8 protein-coding genes are annotated in these 12399 nt (G+C 55.8%); 2 read left to right on the forward strand and 6 right to left on the reverse strand.

Annotated features, from left to right (window positions below):
* The first annotated feature begins 471 nt into the window (after nt 1-471).
* A complete protein-coding gene (malT, locus tag C3708_RS11590) occupies nt 472-3177 on the forward strand; it encodes an HTH-type transcriptional regulator MalT (RefSeq protein ID WP_095283735.1) in 2706 nt (901 codons plus the stop codon).
* Nucleotides 3178-3258: 81 nt separating this feature from the next.
* Here the strand turns inward: malT and C3708_RS11595 are convergent, their stop codons facing one another.
* The 3 genes from C3708_RS11595 to glpE are packed head-to-tail and all read right to left on the reverse strand — an operon-like array spanning nt 3259 to nt 5244.
* Nucleotides 3259-4017, reverse strand: a complete 759-nt coding sequence (locus tag C3708_RS11595) for a DeoR/GlpR family transcriptional regulator (protein WP_095283736.1) — start codon at nt 4015-4017, stop codon at nt 3259-3261.
* Nucleotides 4018-4033: 16 nt separating this feature from the next.
* Nucleotides 4034-4864, reverse strand: a complete 831-nt coding sequence (gene glpG / locus C3708_RS11600; protein WP_103949395.1) for a rhomboid family intramembrane serine protease GlpG — start codon at nt 4862-4864, stop codon at nt 4034-4036.
* 47 nt (nt 4865-4911) lie between these two features.
* Nucleotides 4912-5244, reverse strand: coding sequence for a thiosulfate sulfurtransferase GlpE (gene glpE / locus C3708_RS11605; protein ID WP_095283738.1), 333 nt, complete (start codon nt 5242-5244; stop codon nt 4912-4914).
* Between the two features lie 320 nt (nt 5245-5564).
* Here glpE and glpD point away from each other — a divergent pair, with 320 nt between their 5' ends.
* Entirely contained in the window at nt 5565-7073 is a 1509-nt protein-coding gene (gene glpD / locus C3708_RS11610; RefSeq protein ID WP_103947373.1) for a glycerol-3-phosphate dehydrogenase, read from the forward strand.
* A 125-nt stretch (nt 7074-7198) separates the two neighbouring features.
* Here the strand turns inward: glpD and glgP are convergent, their stop codons facing one another.
* The 3 genes from glgP to glgC are packed head-to-tail and all read right to left on the reverse strand — an operon-like array spanning nt 7199 to nt 12393.
* Nucleotides 7199-9646 (reverse strand): glycogen phosphorylase, encoded by a 2448-nt coding sequence (gene glgP / locus C3708_RS11615; protein ID WP_095283740.1) that lies wholly within the window; start codon nt 9644-9646, stop codon nt 7199-7201.
* Nucleotides 9647-9661: 15 nt separating this feature from the next.
* On the reverse strand, nt 9662-11098 hold the full coding sequence (gene glgA, locus C3708_RS11620; RefSeq protein WP_095283741.1) for a glycogen synthase GlgA: 1437 nt from the start codon (nt 11096-11098) through the stop codon (nt 9662-9664).
* Complete coding sequence (gene glgC, locus C3708_RS11625; RefSeq protein WP_103947375.1) at nt 11098-12393, reverse strand: glucose-1-phosphate adenylyltransferase; 1296 nt, start codon at nt 12391-12393, stop codon at nt 11098-11100. Before glgC ends, glgA begins: the two co-directional genes overlap by 1 nt.
* Between the last annotated feature and the right edge of the window lie 6 nt (nt 12394-12399).

Below are 12399 nucleotides of genomic sequence, written 5' to 3' on the forward strand. Positions count from 1 at the left end.
AAAAGTGTGATCAAGGCCACTCTTGAGCATAGAACGAGTGTGCCGGGAAGGGGGAAAGATAAACGGGAAGAGTGTCAAATAAATGAAATGCAGTTTCGGATGAAATTAATATCAGCAGAAATGATTACTTACCAGGAATAATATTTATGTGTTTTAGGCGTTTCTCAGAGGGTTATTTTCCAGTAACAACTATACCGGTTATTTATTAACTTCGTGATGAGAATCGCCTTATGAAACCAGTTTCAGGATAAAGGCACTAAATGCATACAAGCCAGCATCCATGCTGGATACAGGGCATTTAAAAAAGTTCCCGGTCAATGGGGAATAATTTTGTGACAGAGTGCAAATTCAGGGATAGAAAAAACGGACATAACTTGCAATAGTTCCTTTTCTGGCCGACCTTATATCTATTAATTACGAAGCGCAAAAAAAATCGATTTCCTCGTTTCCCCACAGTGAAGTGAAAAACTTATGTTGATTCCGTCCAAATTAAGTCGCCCGGTTCGTCTTGACCATACTGTGGTCCGCGAACGCCTGTTGGCGAAACTTTCCGGCGCGAATAATTTCCGACTGGCGCTGGTTACGAGTCCTGCAGGTTATGGAAAAACAACGCTCATCTCACAGTGGGCCGCAGGTAAAAGCGATTTAGGCTGGTATTCCCTTGATGAGGGCGATAACCAGCAGGAGCGCTTTGCCAGCTATCTGATCGCGGCCATTCAGCAGGCGACCAACGGGCATTGCGTCACCAGTGAAGTGATGGTGCAAAAGCGCCAGTACGCCAGCCTCTCCTCCCTGTTCGCCCAGCTGTTCATCGAACTGGCCGAATGGCATCGCCCGCTGTTCCTGGTGATTGACGATTACCATCTGATTACCAATCCGGTGATCCACGAATCGATGCGCTTCTTCCTGCGCCATCAGCCGGAAAATCTCACCCTGGTGGTGCTGTCGCGTAATCTGCCGCAGCTGGGCATTGCCAACCTGCGTGTGCGCGATCAGCTTCTCGAAGTGGGCAGCCAGCAGTTGGCCTTCAACCATCAGGAAGCGAAACAGTTCTTTGACTGTCGGCTCAGCTCGCCGATTGAAGCCTCCGAAAGCAGTCGTCTGTGCGACGATGTGGCCGGTTGGGCAACCGCTTTGCAGCTCATCGCGCTCTCAGCCCGACAAAATAACAGCCCGACGCACCAGTCTGCACGCCGCCTGGCGGGCATTAACGCCAGCCATTTATCCGATTATCTGGTCGATGAAGTGCTGGACAGCGTTGATCCGGCCACCCGCCAGTTCCTGCTGAAAAGCTCGCTGCTGCGCTCGATGAACGACGCGCTAATTGTGCGCGTAACCGGCGAAGACAACGGCCAGATGCGCCTTGAAGAGATCGAACGCCAGGGACTGTTCCTGCAACGCATGGACGACTCCGGGGAATGGTTCAGCTTCCATCCGCTGTTTGGCAACTTCCTGCGCCAGCGCTGCCAGTGGGAAATGGCTACCGAATTACCCGACGTTCACCGCTCCGCCGCCGAAAGCTGGATGGCGCAAGGCTTCCCGAGCGAAGCTATCCACCACGCGCTGGCCGCCGGTGACGCCAATATGCTGCGCGACATTCTGCTTAACCACGCCTGGGGTCTGTTCAACCACAGCGAACTGACGCTACTCGAAGAGTCGCTCCGCGCCCTGCCGTGGGAAAGCCTGCTGGAAAATCCGCGTCTGGTGCTGTTGCAGGCGTGGCTGATGCAGAGCCAGCACCGTTATAGCGAAGTAAACACATTACTTGCTCGCGCCGAACAAGAGATGAAAGGCGAGATGGACGGCACGCTGCACGGTGAGTTTAACGCCCTGCGTGCGCAGGTTGCCATCAACGACGGCGACCAGGAAGAAGCTGAGCGTCTGGCGATGATCGCCCTCGACGAACTGCCGCTGGCGAACTATTACAGCCGCATTGTTGCCACCTCGGTCCACGGTGAAGTGCTGCACTGCAAAGGCGATCTCACGCGTTCCCTGTCGCTGATGCAGCAAACTGAGCAGATGGCCCGCCGTCACGATGTCTGGCATTACGCCCTGTGGAGCATGATCCAGCAGAGCGAAATCTTATTTGCTCAGGGGTTCCTGCAAGCCGCCTGGGAGACTCAGGAAAAAGCGTTCCAGTTGATTCACGATCAGCACCTGGAACAGCTGCCGATGCACGAATTCTTGCTGCGCATTCGCGCGCAATTACTGTGGGCCTGGGCGCGTCTGGATGAGGCCGAAGCGTCTGCTCGTCACGGCGTTGAGGTGCTTTCCACCTTCCAGCCGCAGCAGCAGTTGCAATGCCTGGCCCTGCTGGTGCAGTGCTCCCTGGCGCGCGGCGATCTGGATAATGCCCGGAATCACCTGAACCGCCTCGAAAACCTGCTCGGCAACGGCCAATATCACAGCGATTGGGTTTCCAACGCCGATAAAGTGCGGGTGATTTACTGGCAAATGATCGGCGATAAAAAATCCGCCGCCAACTGGCTGCGCCAGACGCCAAAACCGGAATTCGCTAATAACCACTTCCTGCAAAGCCAGTGGCGCAACATCGCCCGCGCGCAGATCCTGCTCGGTGAGTTTGAGCCTGCGGAAATTGTGCTGGAAGAGTTAAACGAGAACGCCCGCAGCTTGCGTCTGATGAGCGATCTGAACCGCAACCTGCTGCTGCTCAATCAGCTTTACTGGCAGGCAGGGCGCAAAAACGACGCGCAGCGCGTGCTGCTGGAAGCCTTACAACTGGCGAACCGTACCGGATTTATCAGTCATTTTGTGATTGAAGGCGAGACGATGGCGCAGCAGCTGCGCCAGCTGATTCAGCTCAATACGTTACCGGAACTGGATCAACACCGCGCCCAGCGCATTCTGCGCGAGATTAACCAGCATCATCGCCACAAGTTTGCGCACTTCGACGAGAACTTTGTCGAACGTCTATTGAACCACCCGGAAGTGCCGGAACTTATTCGCACCAGCCCGCTCACCCAACGTGAGTGGCAGGTTCTGGGGTTGATTTACTCAGGCTACAGCAACGAACAGATTGCGGGCGAGCTGGCGGTCGCAGCGACCACCATCAAAACGCACATTCGTAATTTGTATCAGAAACTCGGCGTGGCGCATCGTCAGGATGCGGTGCAACATGCGCAGCAGCTGTTAAAGATGATGGGGTATGGCGTGTAATTCATTGCCCGGTGGCGCTACGCTTACCGGGCCTACGGTTTAGTAGGTCGGGTCAGGCGCAGCCGCCACCCGACATGAGGATTAGCACAATTCCAGCTGCAAGTTGTTATCTCTAATCACCTGCAACACCCCCGCTGGTGGCATGACGTCGGTGTACACCGCGTTCACCATGCTGATGCTGCCCATGTTTACCATCGCGTTACGGCCAAACTTCGAGTGGTCCACCACCAGCATCACGTGGCGAGAGTTCTCGATAATCGCCCGCTTGGTGCGCACTTCGTGGTAGTCAAACTCCAGCAACGAGCCATCGCTATCAATGCCGCTGATCCCCAGAATGCCGAAATCGAGGCGGAACTGGGAGATAAAGTCGAGGGTCGCTTCGCCAATAATTCCCCCGTCGCGGCTGCGCAGTTCACCGCCCGCGAGGATGATGCGGAAATCGTCTTTCTGCATCAGGGTGTTCGCCACGTTCAGGTTATTCGTCACCACGCGCAGGTTTTCATGGTTAAGCAGCGCGTGGGCCACCGCTTCGGGCGTGGTGCCGATATCAATAAACAGCGTCGCGCCGTTGGGGATTTGGCTCGCGACTTTGGCGGCAATCCGCTCTTTCTCGGCGGTTTGCGTCGCCTTGCGATCGTGCCATGAGGTGTTTACGGAACTCGACGGCAGCGCCGCGCCGCCGTGATGGCGAAGAATGCGGTTCTGATCGGCCAGATCGTTTAAATCACGACGAATGGTCTGCGGGCTGACGGCGAATTGCTCGACCAGCTCTTCGGTGCTGACGTATCCCTGTTTTTTAACCAGTTCGATAATGGCGTCATGACGTTGCGTTTGTTTCATGAAATATCCCTGGGAATTATGTTCGTTTTCGCGCATTCAGCGTATCAGCAAAGGCCATCGCCAGCCCTACGGCCAGCCCGGCAACGTGCGCGCCGTTGGCGATAGACATACCAAACAGATCAAACCATCCGGCAATTAGCCATATTAATGCAAAGGTTATTAAACCGCGTTGCAGATAGATGCCGCTTTGGGGGTCGCGCTCACCGCGAAGCCAGACGTAGCCCATCAAGGCGTAAACCACGCCCGACAAACCGCCAAACCACGGACCGCTAAACTTATGCTGTACGTAACCGCTTAACAGGGCGCTGATCACGGTGATGACAATGAGTTTGCCGGTGCCGAGACGTTTCTCGACCGCGCCACCGAGATACCACCACCACAGCAGGTTAAAGAGAATGTGCATTACCGAAAAGTGCATCAGGGCGTGGCTGAAGTAGCGCCAGACGTCAAACTGCACCGAAGGATCGTACGGCCAGGCGAGAGCAATCATCACCGGCTGATCGCCGACCACGTTCATGATGATAAACACCAGAATGCAGGCCGCCATGAGCAACAGCGTGAAGGGTCCGGCACGCTCGCGCACGGTAGCTAAAAAAGGAAAACGTTGATAGTGCAGCCCGCTGTCCGTGTGACCGGAGGTCCAGCTGGCCGCCAGATAGCGCGAGTCCGCAGGGTTTTCCAGAAAACGCGCCAGCTCGGTGTTGACGAAATTCGCCTGACTTTCATCAGCCAGCCAGACATCAGTCTGCGTATGCTGTTGAATCGTCAGGATAACACCCTGCGTCGCCATGTAATCGACAAACGCCTGAGCGACGCGCGGGTTGGTAAAAGAGGTAATCATCAGCATGGGCGGCCGTCGCTTATTTCCGTACAAAAGAGGACAGTATAACCGCGTCAGTTATCAAAGGCGTGCTCTACTTCCGCCGGGAAATGCCGATGCCAGGCGTCGAAGCCGCCATCGACGCTGTACACCGCGTCATAACCCTGCTGGAGCAGATACTGCGCCGCACCTTTGCTACTGTTGCCGTGATAGCACATCACCATCACCGGGGTTTCGAAATCGTTATCGCGCATAAACGCGCCCAGGCTGTCGTTGGTCAGATGAAACGCGCCCGGCGTGTGGCCCATCGCATAGCTTTGCGGGTCGCGGATATCCACCAGCACCGCCTTTCCCTGGTGCATCTTCTGGTGGGCTTCTTCTACATTAATGCATTCAAACTGTTCCATTTTGCTCTCTTTCTTTTCATTTATCTGGTGCGGTCTGGTGCCCTCACCCCGGCCCTCTCCCACAGGGAGAGGGAGCAAACACCAAAAACGGCAACCAGGTTGCCGTTTTGCTTTTAACTCGGCCTCACCCCGGCACTCTTCCACGGGTAGAGGGGGAAAACTATTTTACCGCGTAGTGTACGTCCTGACGGCGGCGAAACGCCATTATGTTATCTCTATCACTCAAAATTGTTTTTTTGATGTTACCAAAAGAGCGTTCATTTGCTATTATGAGCGATATCGAACATTTCTGAGCTTTAACGAAAGTGCGTGAGGGTGACATGGAAACCAAAGATCTGATTGTGATAGGCGGTGGCATTAACGGTGCCGGTATTGCGGCAGATGCTGCAGGACGCGGATTATCTGTACTGATGCTGGAAGCCAACGATCTCGCCTGCGCGACCTCGTCCGCCAGCTCCAAACTGATCCACGGCGGCCTGCGCTACCTGGAACATTACGAGTTCCGCCTGGTCAGCGAAGCGCTGGCCGAGCGTGAAGTACTGCTGAAAATGGCACCTCACCTGGCAATCCCGATGCGTTTTCGTCTGCCTCATCGGCCGCATTTGCGTCCGGCGTGGATGATCCGAATTGGTCTGTTTATGTACGACCATCTGGGCAAGCGCACCAGTTTACCGAGTTCCGCCGGTTTGCGTTTTGGCGCAGAATCCGTTCTGAAACCGGAAATCGTGCGCGGTTTCGAATATTCCGACTGCTGGGTAGACGATGCACGCCTGGTACTGGCGAACGCGCAAATGGTGGTGAAGAAAGACGGCGAGGTCAAAACCCGCACCCGCGCCACCGCCGCACGCCGTGAAAACGGGCTGTGGATTGTCGAAGCCGAAGATATCGATACCGGCGAGAAATTTAGCTGGCAGGCACGCGGCCTGGTGAACGCTACCGGCCCGTGGGTGAAACAGTTCTTTGACGACGGCATGAAATTGCCATCGCCGTACGGCATTCGCCTGATCAAAGGCAGCCACATCGTGGTTCCTCGCGTGCATACCCAGAAGCAGGCCTATATCCTGCAAAACGAAGATAAGCGCATCGTGTTTGTGATCCCGTGGATGGATGAATTTTCGATCATCGGCACCACCGACGTGGAGTACAAAGGCGATCCGAAGAACGTCGAAATCGACGAGAGTGAAATCGGCTATCTGCTGAAAGTTTATAACGCGCACTTCAAGAAACAGCTGGGGCGCGATGACGTGGTCTGGACTTACTCCGGCGTGCGTCCGCTGTGCGACGATGAATCCGATTCTCCGCAGGCGATTACCCGCGACTATACGCTGGATATTCATGACGTTGACGGTCAGGCACCGCTGCTGTCGGTGTTTGGCGGCAAGCTGACGACCTACCGTAAGCTGGCGGAAAGTGCGATGGAAAAACTGACGCCGTACTACAAAGGCATCGGCCCGGCGTGGACCAAAGGCGCGACGCTGCCTGGCGGCGATATCGGTAGCGATCGCGATGACTTTGCGGCAAAACTGCGCCGTCGTTATCCGTTTATTACCGAATCCATGGCCCGCCATTACGCGCGCACTTACGGCAGCAATACGGAGTTGGTGCTGGGTGATGCCAAAACGCTTGCCGATCTCGGTGAACATTTTGGTCACGAGCTGTACGAAGCTGAGCTACGTTACCTGGTGGAACACGAGTGGGTGCGTCGTCTGGACGATGCGATCTGGCGTCGTACCAAAGAGGGAATGTGGCTGGATGCAGAACAGCAATCCCGCGTGGCGCAATGGCTGGTGCAACATGCGGGAAAGCGTAAGTTGTCGCTAGCGTCGTGAGTTTAACGAGAACACCGAACGGTCCCCTCTCCCTTGAGGGTTAGGGTGAGGGGGGGGAATGCACACGCTGTTGCGAGTTAGTGCGCGCTGATGCCCTCTCCCACAGGGAGAGGGAGCAAACCCTTTTACAACCTGACCGGATCGATATGCCAAATCTTCTCGGCATACTCTTTGATGGTCCGGTCTGATGAGAAGTAGCCCATGTTAGCGATGTTGTGCATCGCTTTAGCGGCCCACTCCTCCTGATGGCGATACAGCTCATCCACCTTGTCCTGACAATCCACGTAGCTGCGGAAATCAGCCAGCACCTGATAGTGGTCGCCAAAGTTGATCAGGGAATCCACCAGATCGCGATAGCGGCCAGGCTCTTCAGGGTTAAATAGCCCGGTGGCGATTTGCGTCAGCACTTCACGCAGCTCTTCATCCTGCTCGTAATACTCGCGTGGTTTGTAGCCCTGCTTGCGCAGCTCCTCCACCTCTTCCGCGGTGTTACCAAAGATAAAGATGTTATCCGCGCCGACATGCTCCAGCATTTCGACGTTCGCCCCGTCCAGCGTGCCGATGGTCAGCGCGCCGTTGAGGGCAAACTTCATGTTACTGGTCCCGGATGCTTCGGTCCCCGCGAGCGAAATCTGCTCGGAGAGATCCGCCGCCGGAATGATCAGCTGTGCCAGGCTCACGCTGTAGTTCGGGATAAAGACGATCTTCAGTTTGTCGCCAATCTGCGGATCGTTGTTGATCACCTTCGCCACGTCGTTAATGAGGTGAATGATGTGCTTCGCCATGTAGTACGCCGAAGCGGCCTTACCAGCAAAGATGTTCACGCGCGGCACCCACTCTGCCGTCGGATCGGCTTTGATGCGGTTGTAGCGGGTGATCACGTGCAGGACGTTCATCAGCTGACGTTTGTACTCATGGATACGTTTAATCTGCACGTCGAACAGCGCTTTCGGATTCGCCACCACGTTCAGATGCTGGGCCATATACACCGCCAGGCGTTTTTTGTTCAGCAATTTGGCGTCACGAACCGCCTTGTTCACCAGCGGGAAATCGGCGTGTTGTTCCAGCTCGCTCAGCTGGCTGAGATCGGTGCGCCAGGTGCGACCAATGTTTTCATCCAGTACTTCCGAGAGCGGCTGATTAGCCAGCGCCAGCCAGCGGCGCGGCGTGACGCCGTTAGTGACGTTGCAAAAACGCATCGGGAAGATTTTCGCGAAGTCGGCAAACAGCGACTGTACCATCAGGTTCGAGTGCAGCTCGGAAACACCGTTTACTTTGTGGCTAATGACCACCGCCAGCCACGCCATGCGCACGCGACGACCGTTAGATTCATCGATAATCGAGGTGCGGCTCAGCAGCCCGGTATCGTTCGGATATTGTTCCTGGAGCGTTTTCAGGAAGTAGTCGTTAATTTCAAAGATGATTTGCAGATGGCGCGGCAGGATCTTGCCGAGCATGTCGACCGGCCAGCTTTCCAGCGCTTCGCTCATCAGCGTGTGGTTGGTGTACGAGAAGACCTGGCAGGTCACCTCGAACGCCTCTTCCCAGCTAAACTTATGCTCGTCGATCAGCAGCCGCATCAGCTCTGGAATCGACAGCACCGGATGGGTGTCGTTGAGGTGAATTGCGGTCTTTTCGGCCAGGTTGTTATAGGTTTTGTGCAGCTGATAGTGGCGGCTCAAAATGTCCTGGATGGTCGACGACACCAGGAAATATTCCTGACGCAGGCGCAGCTCGCGCCCGGAGTAAGTGGAGTCATCCGGATAGAGTACGCGCGACACGTTCTCGGAGTGGTTTTTGTCTTCCACCGCCGCAAAGTAGTCGCCCTGGTTGAATTTACCGAGGTTGATTTCGCTACTGGCCTGGGCATTCCACAGACGCAGCGTGTTAGTCGCATCGGTGTCGTAGCCGGGGATGATCTGGTCGTAGGCGACGGCGAGGATCTCTTCGGTTTCCAGCCAGCGGCTCTTTTTGCCTTCGAGCTGCACGCGGCCGCCGAAGCGTACTTTGTAGCGCGTATTGTGGCGTTTAAATTCCCACGGATTACCGTACTCCAGCCAGTAGTCCGGCGACTCCTTCTGCCGCCCGTCGACGATATTTTGCTTGAACATGCCGTAGTCGTAGCGGATGCCGTAACCACGTCCCGGCAAAGCCAGCGTTGCCAGCGAGTCGAGGAAACACGCCGCCAGACGACCCAAACCGCCGTTGCCTAAACCGGGGTCGTTTTCTTCATCGATCAGCTCTTCTAAATCTAACCCCATCTCTTCCAGTGCGTTTTTGACATCGTCGTAAATCCCGAGCGATAACAGCGCGTTGGAAAGGGTGCGGCCAATCAAAAACTCCATCGACAGGTAATAAACCTGACGTGTTTCCTGCGACAGCTGAGCGCGGTTCGAGCGCAGCCAGCGTTCGACCAGTCGGTCACGCACGGCAAACAGCGTGGCGTTCAGCCACTCGTGCTTGTTGGCGATCACCGGATCTTTCCCGATGGTAAACATCAGCTTATAGGCGATGGAATGCTTTAACGCTTCTACGCTGAGTGTCGGGGATGCATAACTAAAAGGTGCATTCATATCAGTGACTCCGCCTTATGACATCAAGCGTTGATAAAGATCGCGGTATGACTGCGCCGCAACGTGCCAACTAAAATCCGTCGCCATCGCCTGACGTTGCACGAAACGCCATAAAGAGGGACGCGACCACAGAACAAATGCCCGCCGAATGGCCCGCAACAGCGACCAGGCGTTGCTGTCTTCAAAGGCAAAACCGGTGGCGATGCCATCCGCCAGATTCTCAAGCGACGTATCAGAAACCGTATCCGCCAGCCCACCGGTGCGACGCACCAGCGGCAGCGTGCCGTATTTGAGGCCATATAGCTGAGTTAAGCCGCACGGCTCAAAGCGGCTTGGCACCAGGATAACGTCTGAGCCGCCCATAATGCGGTGCGAGAACGCTTCGTGATAGCCAATCTGCACCCCGACCTGCCCAGGATGCTCGGCGGCGGCGGCAAGAAAACCTTCCTGCAACACCGGATCGCCCGCGCCCAACAGCGCCAGTTGCCCGCCCTGCTCCAGCAGCCCCGGCAGCGCTTCCAGCACCAGATCCAACCCTTTCTGGTTGGTCAGGCGGCTGACCACAGCGAACAACGGCACTTTGTCGTTAACCTTCAGCCCCATTGCAATTTGCAGCTGACGTTTGTTTTCGGCTTTATCTTCCACCGAATCACGGCTGTAGCGCGAGGCCAGTAAAAGGTCTGTTTCCGGACTCCAGATTTTTTCATCCACCCCGTTCAGAATGCCCGACAGGCGTCCTTCCCGGTGGCGCTGGCGAAGCAGCCCTTCCATACCGTAACCAAACTCCGGCTCGGTGATTTCACGCGCGTAAGTCGGGCTGACTGCCGTGATGTGATCGGCGTAATACAGCCCCGCTTTCAGGAACGAAATCTGACCGTTAAACTCCAGCCCGTGCATGTTATAGAACGACCATGGCAGATCGATGTCATTCATATGATGGGCGTAGTACATGCCCTGGTACGCCAGGTTGTGCACCGTAAATACTGACTTTGCCGGGTGGCCGCGCGCCGCCAGATAGGCCGGTGCCAGCCCGGCGTGCCAGTCGTGCGCATGCACGATCTCCGGGCGCCAGAACGGGTCGAGCCCGACCGCCATTTCGGCTCCCACCCAACCGAGCAGCGCAAAGCGCAGCACGTTGTCGGTATAAGCGAATAAGTTCGTATCGTGGTACGGACTCCCCGGACGATCGTACAAATGCGGTGCATCAATCAGGTAAATGCCAACGCCATTGTAGTGGCCAAACAGCAGGGTGATACGCCCGGCGAACGTGTCGCGACGGCTCACCACCTGCGCGTCAGGGATGCCACGGCGGATATCAGGAAAAGCAGGCAGCAGCACGCGGGTGTCGATACCTTCCGCAATTTGCGCCGCCGGTAATGCGCCGAGTACATCCGCCAGCCCGCCCGTTTTCAGCAGCGGGAACATCTCAGAACAGACATGTAAAACCTGCATTATCGCTCCTGTTTGACCTGCAGTTTGCGCAGCATTTCACGCGTGACCAGCACGATGCCTTCTTCTGAGCGGTAGAAGCGGCGAGCGTCTTCCTCCGCATTCTCCCCAATCACCATCCCTTCAGGGATTACACAGGCACGGTCGATAACACAGCGACGTAAACGGCACGAGCGTCCAACCCAAACGTCCGGCAGCAGCACCGAAGAATCGATATTGCAGAAGGAGTTAACCCGTACACGTGGGAACAGCACCGACTGCACTACCACCGATCCCGAAATAATGCACCCGCCCGACACCAGCGAGTTCAGCGTCATGCCGTGGCTACCAGAACGGTCCTGCACAAACTTGGCGGGCGGCAGCGATTCCATGTGGGTGCGAATCGGCCAGTTCTGGTCATACATATCCAGTTCAGGCGTGACGGAGGCCAGGTCGAGGTTGGCTTTCCAGTACGCTTCAAGGGTGCCGACATCGCGCCAGTACGGCTCTGCTTCCGGGTCAGATTGCACACAGGACAATGGGAAGGGATGTGCATAAGCCATGCCAGCTTTGGTGATTTTCGGGATGATATCTTTGCCGAAATCGTGGCTCGAGTTTTCGTCCTTGTCGTCCTCTTCCAGCAGCTCATAAAGGTATTCGGCATCAAAGATATAGATGCCCATACTGGCGAGGGATTTGGTGGCATCCGTCGGCATGGTCGGCGGATTGGCCGGTTTTTCAACGAAGTCGATAATCTTGTCGTTTTCGTCCACGTCCATCACGCCAAACGCCGTCGCTTCAGCAACGGGCACCGGCAGACACGCCACGGTGCAACGCGCCCCTTTTTCGACGTGATCGATGAGCATGTGCGAGTAGTCTTGCTTATAGATATGGTCGCCCGCGAGGATAACGATGTATTCCGCACCGTAGCGGCGAATGATATCGAGGTTTTGCGTCACCGCATCGGCCGTGCCGCGATACCAGTTCTCACCATGCACGCGCTGCTGCGCCGGGAGCAGGTCAACAAACTCGTTCATCTCTTCACTGAAGAATGACCAGCCGCGCTGGATGTGCTGCACCAGGGTGTGCGACTGATACTGCGTGATCACGCCAATACGACGAATACCGGAGTTCAGGCAGTTGGAGAGTGCAAAATCGATAATACGGAACTTACCACCAAAGTGAACGGCAGGCTTGGCGCGCTTGATGGTCAAATCTTTCAGACGGGTACCGCGTCCACCAGCGAGTATCAGCGCGACCGTTTTTAAGGGTAACTGGCGCGCCAACATCAAGGGATCGTTCTTCTCTAATCTCACCATGACTAA

It is taken from the genome of Lelliottia sp. 7254-16 (assembly GCF_002922995.1).
Taxonomy (GTDB): Bacteria; Pseudomonadota; Gammaproteobacteria; order Enterobacterales; family Enterobacteriaceae; genus Enterobacter; species Enterobacter jeotgali.